General features: G+C 34.9%; 20 protein-coding genes and 2 pseudogenes. 3 read left to right on the top strand and 19 right to left on the bottom strand.

Translation table 11 applies throughout. The features are described 5' to 3' along the window. Positions 1-47 precede the first annotated feature (47 nt). The 9 genes from cobA to BCR24_RS02485 all read right to left on the bottom strand — a co-directional run bounded on the left by cobA (position 48) and on the right by BCR24_RS02485 (position 8,000). Complete coding sequence (gene cobA, locus BCR24_RS02525; RefSeq protein WP_069638996.1) at positions 48-1,028, bottom strand: uroporphyrinogen-III C-methyltransferase; 981 nt, start codon at positions 1,026-1,028, stop codon at positions 48-50. A 3-nt stretch (positions 1,029-1,031) separates the two neighbouring features. Beyond that, positions 1,032-1,337, bottom strand: a complete 306-nt coding sequence (gene nirD, locus BCR24_RS02520; RefSeq protein WP_069638995.1) for a nitrite reductase small subunit NirD — start codon at positions 1,335-1,337, stop codon at positions 1,032-1,034. 2 nt (positions 1,338-1,339) lie between these two features. Next, on the bottom strand, positions 1,340-3,742 hold the full coding sequence (gene nirB / locus BCR24_RS02515) for a nitrite reductase large subunit NirB (RefSeq protein WP_069638994.1): 2,403 nt from the start codon (positions 3,740-3,742) through the stop codon (positions 1,340-1,342). A gap of 134 nt (positions 3,743-3,876) precedes the next feature. Further along, the gene (locus BCR24_RS02510; protein ID WP_069638993.1) at positions 3,877-4,707 is read right to left on the bottom strand and encodes an STM3941 family protein; all 831 of its coding nucleotides are present in this window, start codon (positions 4,705-4,707) and stop codon (positions 3,877-3,879) included. A 15-nt stretch (positions 4,708-4,722) separates the two neighbouring features. Then, positions 4,723-5,163, bottom strand: coding sequence for a precorrin-2 dehydrogenase/sirohydrochlorin ferrochelatase family protein (locus tag BCR24_RS02505; protein ID WP_069638992.1), 441 nt, complete (start codon positions 5,161-5,163; stop codon positions 4,723-4,725). Beyond that, a complete protein-coding gene (locus BCR24_RS02500) occupies positions 5,151-5,888 on the bottom strand; it encodes a sirohydrochlorin chelatase (protein ID WP_069638991.1) in 738 nt (245 codons plus the stop codon). The genes BCR24_RS02505 and BCR24_RS02500 overlap by 13 nt, the downstream gene beginning before the upstream one ends. Positions 5,889-5,898: 10 nt before the next feature. Then, complete coding sequence (locus tag BCR24_RS02495) at positions 5,899-6,546, bottom strand: response regulator transcription factor (RefSeq protein WP_069638990.1); 648 nt, start codon at positions 6,544-6,546, stop codon at positions 5,899-5,901. After that, positions 6,543-7,562: a sensor histidine kinase gene (locus tag BCR24_RS02490; protein WP_069638989.1), complete on the bottom strand. Its 1,020-nt coding sequence runs from the start codon at positions 7,560-7,562 to the stop codon at positions 6,543-6,545. The genes BCR24_RS02495 and BCR24_RS02490 overlap by 4 nt, the downstream gene beginning before the upstream one ends. Before the next feature lie 9 nt (positions 7,563-7,571). After that, the gene (locus BCR24_RS02485) at positions 7,572-8,000 is read right to left on the bottom strand and encodes a GAF domain-containing protein (protein WP_069638988.1); all 429 of its coding nucleotides are present in this window, start codon (positions 7,998-8,000) and stop codon (positions 7,572-7,574) included. Between the two features lie 100 nt (positions 8,001-8,100). Between BCR24_RS02485 and BCR24_RS02480 the strand changes: the two genes are divergently transcribed. The 3 genes and pseudogenes from BCR24_RS02480 (at position 8,101) to BCR24_RS02470 (ending at position 11,073) form a co-directional block, all read left to right on the top strand. Then, entirely contained in the window at positions 8,101-9,606 is a 1,506-nt protein-coding gene (locus BCR24_RS02480) for an amino acid permease (RefSeq protein WP_069638987.1), read from the top strand. Positions 9,607-9,757: 151 nt separating this feature from the next. After that, positions 9,758-10,509, top strand: a pseudogene (locus tag BCR24_RS17365) (MurR/RpiR family transcriptional regulator). Between the two features lie 144 nt (positions 10,510-10,653). Continuing rightward, positions 10,654-11,073 (top strand): effector binding domain-containing protein, encoded by a 420-nt coding sequence (locus tag BCR24_RS02470; protein ID WP_069638986.1) that lies wholly within the window; start codon positions 10,654-10,656, stop codon positions 11,071-11,073. Positions 11,074-11,934: 861 nt separating this feature from the next. Here BCR24_RS02470 and BCR24_RS02465 read toward each other — a convergent pair. The 10 genes and pseudogenes from BCR24_RS02465 to BCR24_RS02415 all read right to left on the bottom strand — a co-directional run bounded on the left by BCR24_RS02465 (position 11,935) and on the right by BCR24_RS02415 (position 22,783). Continuing rightward, positions 11,935-12,240, bottom strand: coding sequence for an LPXTG cell wall anchor domain-containing protein (locus BCR24_RS02465; RefSeq protein WP_069638985.1), 306 nt, complete (start codon positions 12,238-12,240; stop codon positions 11,935-11,937). A gap of 704 nt (positions 12,241-12,944) precedes the next feature. Further along, on the bottom strand, positions 12,945-13,367 hold the full coding sequence (locus tag BCR24_RS02460) for an NUDIX hydrolase (protein WP_069638984.1): 423 nt from the start codon (positions 13,365-13,367) through the stop codon (positions 12,945-12,947). Positions 13,368-13,516: 149 nt separating this feature from the next. Then, positions 13,517-14,104 (bottom strand): histidine phosphatase family protein, encoded by a 588-nt coding sequence (locus tag BCR24_RS02455; protein ID WP_209437231.1) that lies wholly within the window; start codon positions 14,102-14,104, stop codon positions 13,517-13,519. Positions 14,105-14,723: 619 nt separating this feature from the next. Beyond that, positions 14,724-14,849, bottom strand: a pseudogene (locus tag BCR24_RS17015) (ABC transporter ATP-binding protein); the annotation flags it as partial. Positions 14,850-15,282: 433 nt separating this feature from the next. Beyond that, complete coding sequence (locus tag BCR24_RS02445; RefSeq protein WP_069638982.1) at positions 15,283-16,731, bottom strand: glycoside hydrolase family 32 protein; 1,449 nt, start codon at positions 16,729-16,731, stop codon at positions 15,283-15,285. Between the two features lie 26 nt (positions 16,732-16,757). Further along, positions 16,758-18,194 (bottom strand): PTS transporter subunit EIIC, encoded by a 1,437-nt coding sequence (locus BCR24_RS02440; protein ID WP_069638981.1) that lies wholly within the window; start codon positions 18,192-18,194, stop codon positions 16,758-16,760. A 117-nt stretch (positions 18,195-18,311) separates the two neighbouring features. Then, on the bottom strand, positions 18,312-19,304 hold the full coding sequence (locus BCR24_RS02435; protein ID WP_069638980.1) for a LacI family DNA-binding transcriptional regulator: 993 nt from the start codon (positions 19,302-19,304) through the stop codon (positions 18,312-18,314). Positions 19,305-19,817: 513 nt separating this feature from the next. Further along, positions 19,818-20,060 (bottom strand): hypothetical protein, encoded by a 243-nt coding sequence (locus tag BCR24_RS02425; protein WP_069638978.1) that lies wholly within the window; start codon positions 20,058-20,060, stop codon positions 19,818-19,820. A 169-nt stretch (positions 20,061-20,229) separates the two neighbouring features. Beyond that, positions 20,230-20,721 (bottom strand): hypothetical protein, encoded by a 492-nt coding sequence (locus BCR24_RS02420; RefSeq protein WP_069638977.1) that lies wholly within the window; start codon positions 20,719-20,721, stop codon positions 20,230-20,232. A gap of 967 nt (positions 20,722-21,688) precedes the next feature. Further along, a complete protein-coding gene (locus BCR24_RS02415) occupies positions 21,689-22,783 on the bottom strand; it encodes an LPXTG cell wall anchor domain-containing protein (RefSeq protein WP_069638976.1) in 1,095 nt (364 codons plus the stop codon). Positions 22,784-23,139 lie beyond the last annotated feature (356 nt).

Below are 23,139 nucleotides of genomic sequence, written 5' to 3'. Positions count from 1 at the left end.
GTCACAAGCAGATTTTATCTTTTTTTCGAGAGACTAGCCCGCGTAGCTTAATTAATTTGCTCATTTAAAACATCCCATTGATTTTTATACATCCTCGTCAATTCTTCATCCAAATACACAACTTCATCAAAAGAGTGATCACTTAAATACCACTGATGCACCTCATCAAAACGCTGATCACGATGCTCACCAACTTGAATTGCATACACATCAGCTCCTTGTTGTGTATAAGCCAAAATCGTTTCAAAATCGATTTTCTCAGTATCAAGCAACAAAATTTTATGTCCAAACAACGGCAATTGTTCAAACCAATCCGCACCCTTCCGACAAGAAACGACTTCTCCTAAAATGATCAACGCTGGATTTTGAACTTGATGCTCTTCAATAGTTCCTACCATCGTTTGAATCGTGGCTGTGATCGTACGCTGACGACCTAAGCTTCCCCACTCAACGATTGCCACTGGTAATTGTGGTGAAACCTCTTGCTCTAAAAGTTTCTGCTGTGTACTTTTGACTTTTTCTACGCCCATATATAAACAAATCGTACCGTTTGCTGTCAGACCTTTAAAATCAATTGATTCGTCCGCTTGACGATGAGCGGTTGCTAGCGTTAATTTACTACTATACTCACGGTGCGTTAGTGGGATTCCACTATAACTACTAGCAGCCGAAGCAGCGGTAACCCCTGGAACGATTTCATAGCGGATTCCTTCACTTTGAAGTGTGCTGATTTCTTCTCCTACACGACCAAAAATACCAGGATCGCCGCCTTTCAACCTCACCACGATCTGATCTCGTTGTCCTACTTCTACCAATAATTGATTAATATTTTTTTGCTTTAATACATGATTTTTCGGATATTTCCCGCTATAAATAAAACGTGCCGAATCTTTTGCAAGGTACAATAAAACTGGATGAACCAATCGATCGTAAATGATCACATCTGCTGATTCCAGTACTCTTTTCCCTTTAAGTGTCAATAGCTCAGGATCTCCCGAACCAGCACCAACAAAATAAACTTTTCCCATAAACTACACCACGATATAAACAAGATCATCTTCGACAATCGTTTCATAGGCGCGAACGCACCCTTCATCTGGCTCTTGGACTTGCCCATCATCCAAATTGATTTTATAGTCATGTAATGGACAAAATACATAGTCACCAGAAACGGTTCCTTCAGCTAAAGGCCCTTGTTTATGTGGACAAACATTTTCAATTGCTTTGACACGATCATCGCTTAAACGAAACACAGCGATTTTCTGCTGTCCAACGATCACTTCTTTGCCCATTCTAGGTGCTAACTCTCCTAATTGCCCAACATAAATTTTTTCCATTTTTATATTCTCCCCACTGTGTATAACTCTTGCTGTGTTTTATGATCTTCAACCACTTCATCCCAAGGATTGCCGCGACGTCCTGCAACTGCTTCATCAAGTGCCGCTAGCAATTCTTGACGTTTTTCAGCATTTAGCAAGACTTCTTTCACAACCTCAAAGCCCATACGTTCGATCCATGGTGCAGTGCGTTCTGCATAGATACCCGTTTCTCGATAATATTGCAGCATAGCTCCACAAATATCGATCACTTCTTCCTCTGTTTCCACGGTCGTTAGTAATACTGCTTCTTTGACTTCTGTTCCGCCATTTCCACCAACATAGATTTGGAAACCATTTTCCACGCCGATGATGCCAAAATCTTTCACACCACTTTCCACGCAACTTCTTGGACAAGCAGAAACACCCATTTTGAATTTATGTGGGGTATCGATAAACTCATAACGTTGTTCTAGTTTGATACCAAGTCCCATTGAATCTTGCGTACCAAAACGACAGAAATTCGCACCCACACAGGTTTTCACTGAACGAACCGCTTTTGCATAGGCACCAGCTGCTTTCATATCTAGTTCTTCCCAGATTTTTGGTAAGTCTTCTTTTTTCACTCCGTATAAGCCAATGCGTTGGCTACCGGTTACTTTGACCATTGGTACATCATATTTTTCTGCCACTTTGGCAATCAATAGTAATTGCTGTGGATTGGTTTTCCCACCACGCATTCTTGGAATCACTGAAAATGTACCATCGTTTTGGATGTTAGCATATAGTCGTTCGTTGACATAACGAGATTCTTTTTCATCCTCATGTTCTTTAGGCCATGCTACATTTAAATAAAAATTGATTGCGGGTCGGCACTTTGGACAACCTTCTGGATTGGTAAAATCCAGTTCACGATAGACTTCTTCAGAAGAAGTTAATTTTTTTGCGTAGATTTGGGTTACGATTTGATCTCTTGTTAAATCAGTACACGCGCAAATCCCAGTTGGTGCAGAAACGACCTCGCCACCTAAAGCATATGCCAAGACATCGCCAATCACTGATTTACATTTTCCACAAGAACCGCCTGCTTTGGTGTGTTTGGTCACATCTGCCACAGAGGTCAAGTCTTTTTCATTAATTGCGGTCATGATCGTTTTTTTATCGATTCCGTTACAACCACAGATTACTTCATCATCTGGCCATTCGCTTACGTCAGCGCTAGCTTCTTCACCCACCATATGCAAAAGAGAAACTGGTGTATAGTCTTCAATGCTTTCGTTTTTCTTGAGAATATTATAATAGCGATTGCCTTCACTTGTATCTCCGTAAAGAACAACACCGATAACTTGATTGTCTCGAACAAAAATTTTCTTATAAGTATAATTTAAACCGTCAAACGCTTCGATGCTGTTGATTCCCTCTGTCTCTTTAATCGTTCCAGCAGAATATAAATCGCAGCCAGAGACTTTTAAAGACGTGAAAGTAGTACTCCCTTGATAAGGTTTCGCTTCACGATCTGTCAGCACATCCGCTAATACTTTGCCTTGTTCAAATAATGGTGCAACTAAACCGTAGACATTGCCGTTATGTTCAGCACATTCACCTACTGCAAAAACATCTGGAATATTGGTTTTCATAAAATCATCCACAACGATTCCACGGTTGACTTCGATAGCCGTTGTTTTTGCTAGCGTTGTTTCTGAACGAATCCCGATCGACATCACGACCATATCCGTTTCAATCGTAGTTCCGTCACTAAAAGCTAAACCAGTAACACGTTTTTCACCAAGGATTTTTTGCGTAGCTTTTTCCATTAAAAATTTCAACCCTTGTTTTTCTAAATCGGCTTGTAACATCTTCCCTGCTTTTTCATCTAACTGAGTTTCCATCAGCCATTTTTCTAAATGAACAACCGTTACGTCCATTCCTTGATCTAACAACCCTTTTGCCGCTTCTAAGCCAAGTAAACCGCCACCAATCACGACGGCTTTTTGGTATTTTTGAGCTGCTTCAAGCATATTTTCTGTGTCATCGATTGTTCTAAAGCCAACAACACCAGGTAGTTTAGCACCTTCAACAGGTAAAATAAATGCTCTGGAACCTGTAGCTAAAATGCATTTATCATAAGAAATTTCTTTCCCTGATTGTGTCGTGATCTTTTTATTCGTAGTCTCCATTTGAACGGCTGGATCATGATTGATCAACTCAATCTGATTTTCTTCATACCATTCGAGTGGGTTCGTGATGATTTCTGAAACCGTCATTTTCTTTTGTAAAACATTACTTAGCATGATCCGGTTGTAATTTGGATAGTTTTCTTCTCCGATGATCGTGATTTGATAGCGTTCAGGGGCACGATCTAAGATTTCTTCGATTGTACGCACACCAGCCATACCATTTCCAATTAAGACAAGCTTTTCTTTCATTCTATATAAACTCTCCTTTTGTGATTTTTTGAGCAATCCGTTCGATGCTTTGTCTTTTTTAGAATAACAAGAATAAAAGCCGCTGACTATTAGGGAATCACCTAATAGTCAGCGGCTTTTCATGTTCCATTCATTTATTTCTCTAGTTCTTTCTCTTTCAATTTCTGCTCATTCGTTAACTTTCCTTTAGTACTATAGGATTCAAACACCACTAAAATAAGACCCATGGCAATAATCGCTTCTAAAATGAAATTGATAATTTCAACTTCTCTAGATTCTCTGATTCCAACAGAAAATAAACTGATGATCCACAAGAGTACAAACATTACGAGAGCAAGCAGTGCGGCTGCTACGAAGAATCCTCGAATCTTACCACCTTGGGTTTGTTTTGTTTCTTCCATATTGCTTTCACGGTTTTGCTCAATCGATTCTTTATTTTCTGAAGTATTTTCATCTGCGCAATCTTTTGGTGCATACTCTTGCAAGAGCGATCTCAAATAGAGTATAACTTCTTTTTCTTGATAACCTTTGATCGCTTGATAATTGAAATAGACACCGTTTTGGGCTTGAAATTTTTGGTTCAATTTACTTGTCTGGATTCCTAGTTCTTCATAGATCTTGTCATCATTAATAAAAATAACGCCTTGTTCATATGCATAGCTGATACTTTCAATGTTATCCCAAGGAATCGAATAATTTGCTTTGTTTGTAAAAATTGAATAAATCGTTAGTTGTTCTGGTGTCCAACTGATCACCTTTTTCCCTTTAATGCTCAAATAAATTCCTTTAATAAAATAATAGCCAAAGAAAAGAACACCTGCAAAAAAGAGTAACATGATGAATGTTTCGTTGATACTCATTAAAAGACCACATACCATTAGCCAACCAAAAACGCCAAAAAAAGAAATTAAAACGGTTCTTCCTAAAGTTTTGTTTTTCTTTTCTATTAAATACTGTTCACCCATTTTTTTCCTACCTTTTTATTTATTCTTTTTACTCAATAAATTGACTAACGCTTGTTTCTTTCCTTTTAACGCAGCAGGATCTGTCCCATAAGAAGATAGTGCAATCAAATAATCCTCCTGTTCAATCGTACTCATATTATAAAAGTCACTGTTTTCTTTTTGGCTGCAATCATTGACCCATTGATACGCTTTAGCATCTTTGACGATTTGTTGATTGATCGTTTTAGAATCTGTACAGGCAAAAATCAGATGGGCTTCTTTGATCCTTTCAGCAGTGTAAGTTGCTGTGATTAACGTGGTATTCACTAATTCATTGAATTCAGGCAGAAAGGTTGGTGCAACAAGCGTTACTTGTCCATGAGCTTTTAAAATCTCTACTGTTTTTCGTAACGCGATTCTTCCGCCTCCGATGATTACGATTTTCTTACCTGTCAAATTAAGCATTACTGGATACATGCGACGGCCTCATTAACGATTTGTTCCAAATCAAGTAATATTCGTGGATCGAATTCTAACGTTCGTGTGATCGTAATCTCCGTTGTTGGAAAGGTTTCGTTTAACTTATTTTTCATGATCGTAATCAAATGCCCATCAAATAAAAAGAATGGTACGATCACTATTTTTTGCTTCTCTATTACTAGCTTTTTACTATCTAACAAATAATCTTGTTGCCCTTTTAAACTTGTTGGAATAATTGAAAACCCAACTTGCTGCTGGATTTCCTTTGCAATTTCAATTAACACTTGTTGCGGCTCATCCGTTTGCTTTGTTCCATGAGCCACTAACATACCTGCTAATTGCTCATCTGGATAAGCGTCGGCGACTTCTTGGAAACGTTCTAATAAGACTTGACGGCTCCCTTTCTTACTACCAAATGTTTCCGTTTGACTAAATTGAACCTCTGGATGCTGTGTTTTGACTGTTGCAAGTGCGGCGGGAATATCCACTAAAGCATGTTTGGCGGCGAATAATAATACTGGTACAACGATTAGTTTCGTCACCCCTTTGTTGATCATTTCTGTCGCAACGCTTGGAATCGTATCTGGATGATTTTCTAAAAAAGCTGTTGCTTGGTAAAACTTTGGATCTAGCCTTTTTTCTAATCGTTGAATAAAGTCCATTGCAGCTTGATTTTTTTCAGCTTTTTGACTACCGTGAAAGATATAAAGAATTCCGATCATTTTTCTCACCTCATAAGTCGATTAATTGATGTTTCATACTATATTGCAATAATTCGCTAAATGTTTCAACTTCTAATTTTTTCATTACGTGGGATTTGTGTACCTCCACTGTTTTAACAGAAATAAATAACCGTTCAGCAATCTCTTTGTTGCTATATCCTAAAGACACAAGCGGTAAAACTTCACGTTCTCTTTTGGACAGACGCTTGTATTTCTCATCTTTTTCCTCTTTATCAACTTTTTTTAGCCAATAGTTTTGCTCATACGAACCAAACAATGGATCGATCACAATGTTTCCAGCGGCGACTTGCTGGATTGCCTTTAATAAGACAATATCTTGCGAGCTTTTAAGAATGTATCCCATTGCACCGTATTTTAACGCTGTGCGAATATATTCTTCCTCATCATGCATACTCAAAATAATCGTCTTCACTTGAGGAAAATGCTCTGTAATACGCCGTGTTGTTTGTAAGCCGTTTTCACCTGGTGGCATCCTCATATCCATCAAGACAACATCCACAGGATATTTCTCAAGTAGTAAAAATGCTTCAGTACCATCTGCGGCATCCCCTACCACAGTAATATCCGGTTGGCTTTCTAGTAACAAACGAAGACCACTTCTAACTACTGCATGATCATCTGCTATGATAATGTTCATTTGAGAACCTCCCATTGAATAGGCAAACGCAATGTCACAACGGTTCCTTCTGATTTTTCCGAGTGAACTGTTAGATGCCCGCCAATCGATTCTGCTCTTTCCTGCATATTTAAAAGACCTAAACCTTGACTAAATTCGGTCACTTTTTGGATGTCAAACCCTTTGCCATGATCTCGAACAGTTAGAACGAGATGTGCTGCTTGTTCGCTTAGTGTAACAAACAATTCATCTACAATAGCATGTTTGATACTGTTCATGACACTTTCTTGTAAGACGCGGTAGGTAATTGTTTCCACACGATCAGGAAAACGTTTATTTTCGATCATCGGAATAAAATGAATCACTACACCCGTTGTTTCTGTCAAACGATGCAATAAAGTCTCGATTGCTGGAATCAAGCCTAGGTCATCTAAAGCTGTCGGCCGTAAATCCATCGCCAGCTGTTTCACCTCACCGAGTAAGGCAACAAAATCTTCATCGATTTTTTGTAGTTTTATTGATAAGTCCTCTGTTTGCTGACACCATTTTAACTGTCTCGTTTCCAACATCAGACTATAAATACTTTGAGCCAGTCCATCATGCAGTTCTTGAGACAATACGCGACGCTCATTTTCATGGGCTTGATTGACGTATTCAATCAAACGTTTATTTTGAATCACTTGTTGTAGACGATCTTCAACCGCTAAACGACGAATACTCAGCAAGGTCTTACGTTGATCAATCATCGTATAACTACCGCTAAATTGCTCTTGTCCACCTTTTAAGTTTTCTAAAACCAAAGGAAAGGCCGCTTGATCCCAATCAGCTCTTACCTCACAATCTAGACATTTCTCCATCGTAGAATGAAGCATACAGCCTTCTCCTTTAGCAATCTCTAGCACTTTTTCTAAAGGCAACAGATAGCTAGAAGCCAAGTCGTTCGCCGCTTTATTCTGCCTAATACACGTATTTCCATCAATTAAAAAAAGTGCATCTTTAGTTTCTTCAAATACTTTTTCCATTATGCTTATTTTCATTTTTTTCACCTATAAATAAACAACAAGTTCATTTGTTTTGTCTTTAGCAACAGTCAAAAAATCTTCTGTAATAATTGTTTTTTGTCGATAGCCGATGAGCAGAACCCCCTTCACTTCACCATTCTCCAATGCTGGAAAGGCTGCAACCGTTTCTAGTTTTTCCAGCCGTGTAATCGGCAGTTCAATTAATTTTTCCGGTTGCTTTTGTAATTCTGTCGCTTGGTATGCTCGCCCAGTTCGCCAAACAATACCACCAATACCTTTCCCAACTTGCAGCCGAATCCGTTGATAATGTTGATTAGTATTTCCAGCCACATAATTCCAACGGATCACTCGGACTTTAGTCACCTCATTAATTGTGGACAATGCTAAAGCAACAAAATCAACGTGAAGTTCCTCTTTTATTTGCTCGATTCTTCGTTGAATCTGATCCGTCATTTGACTACTCCTATTCCCTAATTTTTGATAAAAAGCTTGTTTTCTACTAAATCTTCTCTTATTCTTAAGCCAACATATCTTATTTTAGAAGGATTTTTTAATGAAAACAACCACTACTTTCAGTTCCAAGCATTTAGTAATGATCATTACGATGACTGTTTTTTCTTTTTCTAGTATGACGACAGCTTTTTTCTTAATGGGCATCAAAGCGTTTCCGTATTTTATCGGTGCAGCTCTGTTTTATTTTATTCCCTATGCTATCATTATAGCAGAATTTACTGGGGTTTATAAAAATCATATTGGCGGATTGTATCAATGGCTGGCTGGACATCTCTCTGAACAAATTGCGTTTATTGCTGCTTTTTTATGGTATTGTAGTTATTTTATTTGGATGATCAGTTTATTTATGAAGATTTGGATTCCTGCATCGATTTTACTTTTTGGTGAAGATTTAACAAAAAAAAATACGACGAGCTCTTATTTTTCAACGTCTAGCATCATCGGTTTGTTCTCTATTCTAGCAGTTGTAGTAATGCTCTTTTTTGTGAGTAGAGGCTTTAAAGGGATTGCATCTTTATTATATTTAAGCGGAATTATGATGACTGTCTTACTTGTTGCAAGTCTTGGCGGTAATTTATTGCTATGGATCACCAATCGCCCTGATATCCTACCAAACCTTACGGCTAGTTTCAAAGTGATTCCGACAGACTCGTCATCTGAACAAAGCTTGGTCGGGCAGTTGTCTTTTCTGATTTTTGCGATTACAGCCTTTGGCGGTCTAGACACAATTGCAAGCTTAGTTGATAAAACAGGCAAACAAAAAAAACAATTTCCCAAATTATTGATTTTCAGCAGTTTTTTCGTTGTTAGTTGTTATTTTTTAGGTATTCTTTTATGGAGCGGCGGAACAGATTTAGTCCGTTTAAAAGCCAATAATAGTATTCATTTAGGGAATTTAATGTATGAATTAATGGAACAGTTAGGCTATGCTTGTGGTCACGCACTTTCTTTATCAGCTGCACACGTTCAATTATTAGCCCAAGTACTTACTCGTTTTACTGCTTTGACGCTATTACTTTCTTATATTAGTTTATTATCGACGATTTTTTATCTGCCGATTCGAACGCTTGTAGAGGGGACCCCTAAGCATTATTGGCACCTTCGTTTAAAACAAAAAAATAAACATGATATGCCGATTTATGCCTTGCTGATTCAAGGGGGACTGGTTAGTTTGTTTATTTTAGGTATTAGTCTTGGCAGTCACTATGTTGTCTTTTTATATAACCAACTGACGCTGATGACAAATCTTTCCAGAGCTATTCCTTATTTATTAGTGGCGCTTGCATACCCAGCCTTTAAGAAAAAACAATTAAAAGACAAACCAGAAACCGTTCTGATTCATTCAAACGCCTACGCTGTTTTTCTTAGTCGCAGTGTGATCATCAGTATTAGTTTAGCTATAGGCTTCCAACTTTATCAGCCTCTCTCTCAAGGAAATCTACTACAGAGTCTAACCTTATTGATGGGGCCTTTGCTATTTACATTGCTTGCTTATTTTCTTTATCAACGGTTCCACAGAAGAAAAGAATTAACGCAAAACAGTTAGGAAAATTAATTTTCTTTGACTGTTTTTTTTTAGCTAAAAAAGTAATAACAAGCGAAATAACTATGTTTCCTGTACAATATAAAGGAAACATTTTTTCATTTCTTATATAAAAAATGAAGGAACCGTATTTTTTTGTACAGGGGGAATCTTTTTGTTTGATTTAGAAAAAGTCCAGTCGTTAAATGAGCTAGAAATGCTTGTTTATCACTATGTTTTGGAACATATGGATAATATTCCAAAGCTGACGATTCGTCAACTTTCCACAAATGGTCATGTATCCACTTCAACGATTCTACGTTTTTGTTCAAAAATAGGCTTTGATGGTTTTTCTGAATTGAAATACGCTATCAAAAATGGCGAAGAACAACAACCTTTTTTGACCAATTTTACGCTGCTACGATACACGTTGATTCTTTTTTAAAGCGCCTTAATCAACAAACGTACTATGAAACATTGAAACTTGCAATCACGATGATCACCTCCGCTCGTCATGTCGTTTTTTCAGGAATTGGCACCAGTGGGATTTTAGGAACATACGGCAGTCGCTATTTTACAAATATGGGTATCAATGCTTATAGTATCGGTGATCCATTTACCCCAATTCCTCAAAGAGGTTTTGAAAATACGTTAGTAATCATTTTATCTGTTTCAGGAGAAACCTCTGAGCTCATTAAACAGGTCACTGATTTTAAACGGTCAGGAGCTAAAATACTCAGTATTACTAATGATGAGCATTCAACGATAGCTCGGTTGGCTGATTACAACATTTCTTATTACATGCCTGATGAACGATCGATTTACACAGATCCGTATATCAATATCACCACACAAATTCCAGTTGTGACCTTGATTGAATTACTAGCTCACCAATCAAGTAAAGAGCTTGCTGAAAAATCTGATTAAAACAGAAACTTGCCTGACTAAAATTTTGACAAAATGAAGTAGAATTGCTATGGTTTTTGAGATGATGTACCTCCTGTTTTTAGCAAACCCTAAATCAGTCGTTAAAGTACATCGGACTAATATAAAAGAGGAGCGTGACGATCTATGTCTTTTAGTATCGAGTATTTGAATAGCCAAGAAATCACTGGAAAACAGTACAAGTTCGCTATTCCTAAAACCCCTGAAGATTTTACTGAAGTCAATAATCAGAAATTAGAGATTTTACCTACTGATAAAAAGAAGATTCAGGCCTTTATTATGAATGATCCCGATAAACGTAACGGTACGTATAAATACTTTATCGAAGATAATGACGGAAATCGAACCTTTACATTAGCTGGTGGTACATATGCAGTCTTCACAAATCCTTGGGAAACGTTAGCAGATATCGATCATTTTATTGGTGCCTGCTATGGTGAGCTTTATCAAACCATTGAATATGATATTGGCGGAACAACTAACATTCAGTTACTTGATTTTGAACATAAAAAAATCACCTTAAAACTCCCTGTAGTTAGAAAATAACTATACGACCTGAAAGAAAATGGCTTTTTACTTTTTCTTTCGGTCGTATTTTGGAACGCAATTCACGTTTTATTGATCTTTTTTTGAGAATTTCATCAGCTTCATCCTGACTTTTAACTATGGTTACGTTTTTTAACAAGGAAGATTTAAACGGCTCATATTCACCTGTTTCATTAACAATGACTTTTTTTATCTTTTAATACTGTTTTTAAAGCATTCATTTTTTATCATCACCTTGTAGCCATGTCTAGGTATGCTGACCCAAAGCATATTCCCAAAGATAAGAGTGCTATTAAATTATTATTCTTTTTTTCTTCATGTTGATTCCTCCTTAATCATCGTAAAGGGTCATGCTGAAAAAACTTAAAACAGATTAATACTTTTTTCATTGATTTTGGTCGATCACTAGGAGAAAAACTGGATACTCAAATGCTCCTTGATTCTGCACTGGATTTAGAATAGAAGAAAAAAGCAAAAAAGGAGCCTTAGCATGAGTATAAAAGCATTAGGTCAATGTAATTTAAAGTACCTATAGACACTTATAATCGTAGCTTGACTTTTTTGTTGAATATGATTGAGGAGAATTGATAGGAAAAGTTTATATGAAACCCTACTTTGATTGTCCAACTTGTAAGCGTAGATATGCACCATCTGAAGGAAGTTACATAGAAACCAAAAATAAGAAAAAGAGGGACTGTAAAGAATTTTGTTTAAGTTCTTTACAGTCCCTTATAGATACTATGAAAGGAGCAAATATTCTTTTTTGATGGTATTTGCTCCTTTCAATTTTTTACGAAATACTTACTAAATTTCTTATTTACTTTTAAAAATATAAATATTAAATTTTCTTAAATCATGTAGTTAACTTTTTTTCCTTATCAAAAAGATACCACCACTAAATAAAATCATCAAAATGCCTAATATAGAGATACTTTGATAAATTTCATCACCCATTTTAGGAAGATCTTTAGAAAATGTTTTTCCTTTAGATATATCCCCACCTGTATTTACTTGGTCGCCTGCTGTTGGTTGGTTAATTGTTGGTTTGTGTGAATCTGGCGTTCCTATGTTGCCTGTGTCTCCTTCGCCGGTTTCACTTTTTGGCAATACCGTTACTGTTGCTGGGGTTCCGATATTTTCACCTGTACTTGGTGTTGCCGTGATCACTTCGCCTGCTTCTAGTGGACGGTTTGTATCAATCTTGATACTACCATCTTCTCCTACTGTACCGGTTCCTAATTCAGTTCCACCTTGATCAGTAATAGCGTAAAAATCTTATCATAAGAACAAGGAGAAATGCGGGAAAAAGAGGATATTGGATCAGTCACCCTATAAAGAAAAGATTCGTAAGTTACTTTTTGAAGAATAGTGATCTCCAGAACAGATAGCCAATAGAATTAATTTAGAAAACAATAGATCTATTATTAGTTATCTTACTATTTATCGTTCAATCTATAATGGTCTATCTAATCAAAGTTTTCTAAAGGAAGTCCTGCGGTTAGAAAATTATTAAGACGAAAAGGAAGAATATCAGTGAATGAAGAATTGGTGATTGTCGTAGAAGATTCACGGATGTGGGAACGATCCATGAACGTCCAGCAAAGGCTAAAATAGAGAAGAACTTGGTCACTGGGAAACCGATACTGTCCTGGGAATCCGAGGAAAATCATGCCTTATAACACTAGTTGGTCGCAAATCTCTTTTTTTGCTAGCTAGTAGAATCCATAAAAAGAGAGTGTAAAATGATGATTTTTATTCCTATTTTTCATTATTATAAGATACTGTTTACTTATATCAAATAACCCTAACAAAACATTTTCTTCTTTTTTAACTCTTTTTCCTACCTTCTCCCTAAGGTAGGTCTTTTTTGTTTACCAGGAGTTAACCATCCTTTTTGAGAAATATTTTTTTAAGTAGTTTACAAGTTTTGGAACTTCTATAACTGAAGTTGCTAACATGAAATCTGTATATTCTTCTGGATCTAAAGTTATTTCTTTTTCACCTTCAATACTCCCTTCATACACCAATCTAGTAAAAATAGTTTCCTTTCTTGAATCATAATTACTATCTTCATGAATAATTTTCTCAATATAAATTTTTAGACCTGTTTCTTCATATGCTTCTCTTATAGCAGTTTGCTTTGGTGTTTTTCCTTGTTCGACTGTTCCTCCTGGTATATCCCAAAAACCTGCTAAAAAATTCTCTTCTCCTCGTTTTATCGTTGACCTCTTTATGAAAAGATATTTATCGTCTATTTTCAATAGTATATGCGCAATTAATTTATTTTTTACCAAGGATTCATCCTCCTTAAGTTTATTTTTTGAGTTTGGCCCTTGTCTTGGCATTGTTGCTCATTCGTTTCTAAGTGTATTTTCCCTAGTGGATCTCACTATGCAGCCGACAGAAATCAACTACTTTCTCAAACGATCCTTTTTGTGAGAAACTAGATATCTTGACTAATTGACTCTATGAATTCGAACCTTCCATTTGAATATTCAAATTTTAAAATACAGCAGTTCGTAAATTTAATTGTTTTAATTTGTTCTTGAGATAACCATTTTTGTATAAATCGATACATTGAACCTCCATGACTAACACATAAAATATTCTTATGACTTTCTTTTTTCATTATTTCAGTCAAAGTATCATTCATTCTTTCTTGTACTATTTCGCTAGATTCTCCACCATAATCTACAAAAAAATCTCCATAAGAAGTTTCACCGGGTTTAATCTTGGGATTTAACTCTTCACTTTCACCTTCAAATAAACCAAAATTCCACTCTTTTAATCCTTTTAATCGAACAACATCTCTATGTTCACAAACTATCTCAGCAGTATCAACTGCTCTTTCTTGTGTTGATGAATATACATGGTCAAACGTAATTTCTTTATCTTTAAAATAATTTTTTGCAATATTCGCCTGTTCGATTCCCATCTCAGTTAAAGGAGAGTCACAAGCCCCTTGAATTTTACCTCTTAAATTAAATAATGTTTGCCCATGTCTCATTAAATATAGCGTTTTAATTGTCATTTCCTCCTATTTTTAGATATATTTTATTTATCATTTTTTTGAGAATCTATACCTATCATTTCCAATTTATACTTGATTCACTATAATCTATCTTCAATTTTTTATTTCTGTAAGTATAGCCCGTTTTAATAACTTCTAGATTTGATTTCAAAATACTATATAAGTTCTTCCCTTTATTTTGATGTTGCTTGCGATTAATGATGTTTTTTATTCATTATTCTAAGGTACTATTTACTTAAACCAAACAACCCTAACAAAACATTTTTTCCTTTTTTAACTGCTTTTCCTACCTTCTCCTTAAGGGAGGTCTTTTTTGTTTACCAGAAGTTAACCCTTCTTTTTGAGAATCGCACCTTATGCACCTAACTGTCATTATTCTTAAAGTATGTAGCTAAGTCTGAAGCAATAGGAACAAATCGAAACAAATCAATATCAAATGTACTCATTCCACAGTCCTTAACACCTGAAGTGAAGAGAAGAACTTCTTACTCTTCAATCATATCTTCTACCAACTTCAATAAAGTTATATTTTCATATACATACTTCGCTTGATCATCATCTTCCATCATAATACATAAAGCTTTTTCCATAATACTTCCTCCTTCAGTTCTATTGGTTATTAAAAGCAGTAGGAGACTTGCATGCGACAATTTTCAGGTGTTGCATTTTCAATGTTTTGGTTGTTGAACATAATTGAACCTTTCGTTGTTGTCAGTATAAAAGCCAATAATTTAAGAAAGGTACTTTTCCCACTGCCTCATGGTCTAGTGATAATTGTGTGGCTACCTTTTTCAAACGATGTGGTGATATCGTTTAGGATTAATTGTTTTTCGTGTTGAAAAGAAGAGTGAGCATTTCTTTTGATTGTTATTAAGAACGTATACCCATTTTTAATTATTTTTTCAGTAAATATTCTTCCTTATTATCTTGCCAGTCGGTCAGCACTTCTCATAAGACTATTTTACGCTCCTTGAGTTCATTTGTTAATCAAATAAATTCATTTTTTTCAATTTTTCACCAAAATAAGTAGATAAACCCACCCTTATACACCTTTCAGACAGATTCAATTTCTGCTGAACACAAGGACAGAGTAAAAATGTTATGCATAAAAAAAGTCGCACAAAAAAACTCTATACACACCTTGACTAAATCTATCAAGATGCGCAGAGAGATCTCTATTATTTTAAATATGCCCACGTGGCTTCAGTTTCTTTTGAAAACGAAATAGTGGTTTGTTCTGATTCTAAGAAGACCCTAAAACTAAAAACACGTTCGCCTTCATTCAAATACAGTTCTATAAAACTATTATCAACAAACACATCAACTGTGATATTATTTGCTAATTCAGCTATTTCACATGTTCGTTTCATACCATATTCGGTATCAATTTTTTTGGCTAAATGGCCACGATCAATTGTTACTGTTTCTTTTTTTTCATCTAAATTCAATTGCCAAAAATCATCTTTTGTACCAAAGCAAATAGTCGACTCTTGTTCTTTGTTCAATTCAAATTGAAGATGATAATAGGGATATTCTAAAAGAAGTTGGTTAGTTCTTATTGTTTGTTTATCAGTAAACTGTTTTTGTACTTCTTCTGTTGGAAAACGTCTTAATTTTCCATCCACTAGTCTCATTTCTTGTGCAGTCGTTAATCCATGTTTCCAACCTTCAGTGTCAATTGGATACACTTGCTCACCACAGCCAAACCAACCAAAAGTTAATGGCAACTGATTCTTTCCATAAAATGATTGAGGGGCATAATAATCAAAGCCAGCATCCAACTCATCCACATGCTCTAATGCAAACGTTCTTTTTTCAACATCCAATTGTCCTACTAAATAAATGGAAGAAAAGCGATTTTGGTAACGATACGTTTCTTTCTCATAGCCCATCGGTGATAGAAATAAAACATCTTTTCCATCAATCGTTACAAGACTCGGACATTCTAACATATAACCTTTATCGATCGGTAAATCAATCGTTCCTTGATACGTCCAATCCACTAAATTAGTACTCTTATACAAAAGCAATTCACCAATGTCACCGAAACCTGTTTGTTCTCCCTCCAAAAAACGACCTCCGCCAAGTAACATATAAAAAGAACTGTTACGCTCAAAAACAAAAGGATCTCTTAATTCTTGACTAAATCCTTTCGGTGCACCCTCAAGGATTGGATTCTTCGGATATTTCGTAATAGTCCCTTTTTTATCCATGATCGCCAAAGCTTGCTTCGCTACTTTCCCTGTATTTGTTTTATAGTTCGCTGTATAAAACAAATAGAGTTCGTCATTGTATTCGAAAGCATTACCAGAATACGCACCATTTTTTTCATATTCTTCATCAGGAATAAGAGCAAAACCTTCATCCTTGAATTTAACTAAGTCTTCTGAAGTAGCATGGCCCCAATGTTTCATTCCATGAAAAGAATCAAATGGAAACCATTGATAAAATACTTGATACTTGCCATTAAAATAGCTCAAACCATTTGGATCATTCATCAAGCCTGTCTTGGGGTATAAATGATACTTTGGGAGATAGGCGCTCTCGTTTATTTTTTCTTCTAATTGACTTAAATATTCTTGCCATTCCGTCGTATAAAATGTATATTTTTCAATTTTTTTACTCATCAATCGCTCTCAGACGTCCCTTCTTTTTATAAGGTACTACCTTTTCCTATTTCTGCTCCTTTTACCCCTTTAACGCGATTCCAAACAATCAAAATAATAATTGGTAAAATAAATGCCATTAAATTTCCGATGATATAAAAGATCAATCTAGGCGGGTATACGATCGTCAAACCTGGTAGACCTGTTAAAGCAAAACTTGTTGCTTTGACATCAAATATTTTCATAAAAGCACCACCGATCCCTGCTGAAAATGAAGCAGCAAGAAATGGAATGATCGAGTCACGTAAATTGACTGCAAAAATAGCTGGTTCTGAAATACCAAATAATGTTGGAACAAAGCTAGACATTGCTGTTTCACGACGCTTAGAATTTTTCTTCGCAAGGAAAAACATGCCCAATGCTGCTCCACCTTGTGCGATGATTGAAACGGACCATAATGGTTGAATGTAGTTGAATCCTGTAGCTACAACTAATTGCGCTTCAATAGCCTGGATCGCGTGTTGTGTGCCCGTTACAACAAGTGGCTGAAGCAATGCTGCAAAAACAAAGGCACCCACAAATCCTGTTTTGTTGTATAGAATATCAATGATCCATCCTAATCCCGTGCCGATTGCATTACCGATCGGACCAAATACCAAGAATAAAGCAAGAGCAGAGAATAAGATCGTAACTGTCGGTACCAAAATAAAACTCAACGCTTGTGGTGTTTTTTTCTTCGCAAATGCTTCTGTTTTTGATAAGAACCATGCCGTTAAAATTGCTGGAAACACGCCGCCTTGGAACCCAACTTGTGGGATGGATAATCCAAATACATGCCAAGAGGATAGGGTATCATAATTGCCCAAGACAAAGTCATTACGATTCATCAAATCTGGTGTAATCATCACAAAACCTAACACTAAACCCAAGATCGGATTTCCACCAAATCGTTTGGTTGCTGAATACATGACTAAGACAGGAAGATAAGCAAATGTTGTCGCAATAACGCCTAGAAAACTAGCTAAATCTTGCGCCCAAAGCCATTCCTCCGCCATTGATCCGCCTAAAAAGCCAAATTGTGTCGTTAATAGTGACTTCAATCCTAAAATCATCGCCGCCCCAACAAAAGCTGGAATGATTGGAATGAATATATCAGAGAATACTTTAAATGCTTGTTGTAATTTATTCTGTTGCTTCGTTCCAGAGGCTTTTACATCTTGCAATGAAGCTTCCTTTATCCCTGAAACTTCTTGAAATGCAGCAAAAACCTTTTCTACTGTTCCTGTACCAAAAATAATTTGTAATTGTCCACTATTAAAAAATACTCCTTTAACGCCTTCGATATTTTCTAATGTTTCTTTATTATAATTATTACTATCATTCAATACTAAGCGTAAACGCGTAACGCAATGAGCAGCATTCGCTATATTTTCTTTTCCCCCGACACCTTCTAATACTTCTTCAGCAATTTTTTTATAATCCAAACTATTCATCTCCTTAATTGTTTTAGAAAAAACCATTTTTGGAACGTTCCATATATAATTATTATAATACTTGGAACGTTCCAAAAAAGCAAGGGCTTTCAAACAAAAAAATTGGATTTATTTTTCATCCAATTTTCTAGTCGTCTTAAATTCTGTAAACTTCACTGGCAATATATGTTTCTTTTGTATAGCTAAGCTATCATCAAATTCCACTAACTCTTTCACACTTAAATGAGCAATCTCACGCACATCCTGACACATTGTTGAAATAGTCAATGACTGATTAGAAAAGCTTCTAGCACCATCGAAACCAACTAATTGTACATCTTCTGGAATCGACCACGGTAAATGTGCAAATGTATTAAAAACAAATTCTGCATATCGATCTGTTACAGTAAAAATCCCATCAAAAGGACAATTCTCTGAAAATTTTTCAGTTAGAAATAGATCCAGTCTTTTGGGAAAATCAATTGAGTTTCCTTTATCTAAATAAACTTCATATTCTAATTCATTATGAGTACAATAATCAATAAAACCATTCATTCGTTCAAAAATACCTAAATTATTAGGTAACTCTCTTAAAATCAACAGCAGTCGTTTTGAACCTCGTTTATGCAATTCTTCTGCTGCTTGTCTAGCGCCACCAAAATTGTCACTTGTTATAAATGGAATAGCACTATTAAAATAACGCTCAATTGAAACAATCGGTATGTTTGAAATAAGATAGGGTTCTATATCACTGTAGGAAATAGTCAAAATTCCTTTGACTTTCTGTTCTTGCGCCATTTTTATATAGTCTAACTCCAAATTATAATCATTTTGAGAATTACATAATAACATTTTAAAATTTTGAATTTGTAATTCTAATTGGATATAGTATGCCAATTCAGAAAAAAATGGCGTCCATATCGTTGGTAATATAAATACAATGATGTCACTTTCTTGTTTTTTTAATGATCTAGCCGCTTGATTTGGTATATAATTCAACTCTTCAATTGCTTTTTCTACTCTAGCAGCTAATTCTGGCTTGATTTTTACGTGATTGACATAATTTGATACAGTTCCTCTAGACACGTTTGCTTTTTTTGCAACATCATTCATATTGACCATTTACCTTCACCTCATTAGATAGTATATCATAATAAAAAATGTGGCATGATTATTTTAAGCTGTTATTCATGTTCATTCGCAGAAGATTAAACATTTTTGGAGTAATCGCTTAATCCTTTTGTCACAATACTTCTCTACTGATCTTTTTAAAAACATGAATCGTTTTTTTACTCCTAAGCTAACAATTTTTTTCGCCTTTTCTTGATTAGATAGAAAATACTCAACATTATCAAATAACATGCAGGTACTATTACCCAAGACATATACAAAAATAATCCGATTCCCAGCATAAATCCCTCAGTTATTCTAGCAAATAGAAATGGGTAAATACCATACCAATCTACCACATAACTAATCACCCCTGATAGCAAACCTGTTATATATAAGTTTGGTCCAAACTTTAAATTTTTCCATACTCTGTTCGTTAAATAATAAATCAAAATATGAATTATACCTATTTCTACAAATACAAGAAAAGGAATGAATGGAATAATCATTATTAATCTCCTTACTTTACTGATCGCTTTTGGTAAATCTAAAACTGTGAGCTCTCATAAAAGTTGTTATGGGAGTTGGTGCAGGAGCAAACCAATAATCTGTATAGTCGGTAACTAGAACATCATCTTCTGTAACGACTATTTTTACTATATTGTATTTTGTCCAATACCCTTTCTCAAAAAATTCAATCAACACACTATCTCCATCATTCAATGGTTTTCCATTTCTATCTCGATAACCGCTATATTTACTATCCACTTGTTTACTCCTTTAGTGATCGTTTTTGGGAATTCTATCTTCTTTTTTCTGTAAAGCTTTATATCTGTTCATTAGTTTTCCTATTTGTTCCAATTTCTCTAAGTCTTTGTCAACATTCCCTGAAAGAGCCTTTGAGATTTTTTCTCTTTCAACTAGAATTTGTACTTGTTCATTTGTAAGTATAGCCCGTTTTAATAACTTCTAGATTTGATTTCAAAATACTAAATAGGTCCTTCCCTTTATTTCGAAGTTGTTTGCGATTAATATATAAGACAACTTTTTCATTACTAAAATCATGGTTCAGTTTTATGTTACCTTTTGTCCCTGAAATTCCATCGGAAAATCTAAACGGTTTTGATTGTCGAATGATTTTTTTTATTGGAAGGGCATTTTTATAATTAAGTTTAGCATACTTGTTGGATACAGTTATTCCAATTATATATTGGGAAGAAAGACTTCCTGGGATTGAAACATTTTCATCAAAAATAGTTAATATCTCGGACCAAGGCACAAAAATTGTTTTTCTAGAAAAGTTGCTTACCACTCCGTCAGGTAGTATTTGAATTATTGGTTTTCCTTTCAGAATTAAATTTATTACAAAATTGCCATAGAAGTTCTTGGTGTATAGCTCAGTTATTTTTCTATTTCTTGCTTCTCCCATAACTACAAAATTCCTTCCATGTTATTCTTAGGAGTATTAGCTATATTTATTGATTTTGTTTTATTTTCCATACAAGACTTATCCTCTCTTAGTTGTTGATCCTTTTTGGTATAACTCATCTTTTTTTATCTGGAAATAGGATTTCCGACAATGTAATTACTATCAACAAAATTACTGATAGTTGGATCGTTTTAAGAAAATCTTTTTCTTCTACGAAAAAATACAATCCTACAAAAAACAAGAAAAAAAACACCACATATCTTATTATTTTATTTTTCACAGTATCCTCCATATTACTCTTTTTTAATATTATTTACTTTTTCTTCTTACTATACATTGCTAGTGCTACGGAACTAAAAAAATCTCCAATTGTTGCAAATAAACCTTCCATACGATGCAGCTATCGATCCTTTTTGAGGAATAATTTTTTTATTTCAGAAATTCTATACTAATTCATCACAATTAATTCAAATTTGAATTGTATTATTTACTCATACCTAACAAACAACCCTAACAAATAAAACTTTTTCATTTTTAACTCCTTTTCCTACCTTCCCCAAAGGTAGGTCTTTTTTAGTTTATAAAGAGTGAATCATCCTTTTTGAAAAGTAGTACTCCGGAAACACGCAATAGTACACAAAGAATTATTATCACTATTGAAACAGCTTCAACCACTTCACTATACATTTTCTAGATGCTCTTATAAGAGTGAATAGACCCCACATAACTACACCTAAAATTAATAAGCTCAATTAAAAAAATACTATTTCGTTTACCTTCAGATATTTTGGTACATAATGCATGTTGCTATTTTTACCGAAAAAAGGCAACGTGTCAACATACCATTAAAATTGAACATTTTTTAATTTTCAGAAATCATATTAACTAAAGTAGCCCACATACCAAGAGATATGTGGGCTACTTTAGTTAATCACGATTATGTTTACAACTGTGTTAAATGACGATATTAGTTACTTTTTTTGCGTTTAAGAGTTAATACATAAGCTCCACCTGCTAGTAATGCCATAGAACCAATTACTGTTAGCAATGGTGAGTTCGTTTCTCCTGTTTGTGGCAATCCAGCAATTGCAGAAGCTGAACTAATTGGTGTTGTTTTACCTGTTGGTTTGGTATATGCTCCAGGTGAACTAGTCGTATTTGTAATTCCCGTTGAACTAGAGCTACTAGTTGTAGTTGAAGAAGTAGTATCTGTAATGCCTCTATTATTAATCGTTAGTGTAATAGTTTCTTCTGCTAAATAACGTTTTTGACTAGCACGTGTGGTGGCCTCTACATAATATCTAATTTGGTGAACACCCGGTTCAGCTAAAGTATTTCCCACTTTATATACTTGAATTGGGTCACCAATAACTTCAAAACCAATTTTTAAACCATCCACATTTTCAAATGTCGCCCAGTTCAAAATATCTTCTTCTGTTAATTTATCACCGACATACATTGTTTTATCTGAAACATTGATAGTTGGTTTAAGTTCTTCAGAAGTGCTAGAGCTTGTAGAATCTGTACTTGATGATTCAGATTCAGAAGTGCTAGAGCTTGTAGAATCTGAACTTGATGATTCAGATTCAGAAGTGCTAGAACTTGTAGATTCTGTACTTGATGATTCAGATTCAGAAGTGCTGGCGCTTGTAGATTCTGTACTTGATGATTCAGATTCAGAAGTGCTGGAACTTGTAGATTCTGTACTTGATGGTTCACTTACGTCTAAGGGAGAAGATTTTACAAGTTCTAATGCACTATTGATGGCATCAATATGTCCTGGTAGAGTAGTCTCTGAAATATATCCATTAGTGATGTCACTTTCAGCAAATCCTATATACATGTTTAACGTATCTACAGGTCCTTTTTCATACTTGGTATAGTCTACATAAGGTTTAGCTCCATCAATAACAGCTTGTAATTGTGCGACTAAATCATTAGTTGATGTCGAATCTGATGTGGATGCTCCTTCTGCAAATACTTTAGACGGTAACGTAACAGTTGTAGCTAGCGCTGAGCTACATAATAAGGTAACCCCTAATAAACTTAATTTCTTTTTCATAAAATAACTCCTTTTTTTCATTAATATAATTAATTTTACCACTTAACATTATATATTCAATAGTTTTAGAAGAAATTAATTAGAAAAAAATGAGATTTATTCAAAACTAGCAATCAATATAAATTTCAACTTATATTAGTTATGAACTTAATAAAAGTAGGTAAGACACTTATACCAAGTAAGTATATTTAGCTATATCAAAAAAACAAATGTTCTTGGAACTACTAAAAAGAGTCTGGGACATAACTCTACGAGTTATGGCTCTATACTTTCTGATGTTGGTGAGAAATCACCGGCATCTTTTTAATGCAAAATAATAGAAAAGACACCCTGATATCCTTTAGAATTAAGTCGTC

The organism is Enterococcus ureilyticus (genome assembly GCF_001730315.1).
GTDB lineage: Bacteria > Bacillota > Bacilli > Lactobacillales > Enterococcaceae > Enterococcus_L > Enterococcus_L ureilyticus.
Note: the sequence above shows the minus strand (reverse complement) of the source record. Positions and strands in the feature narration are given on the sequence as shown.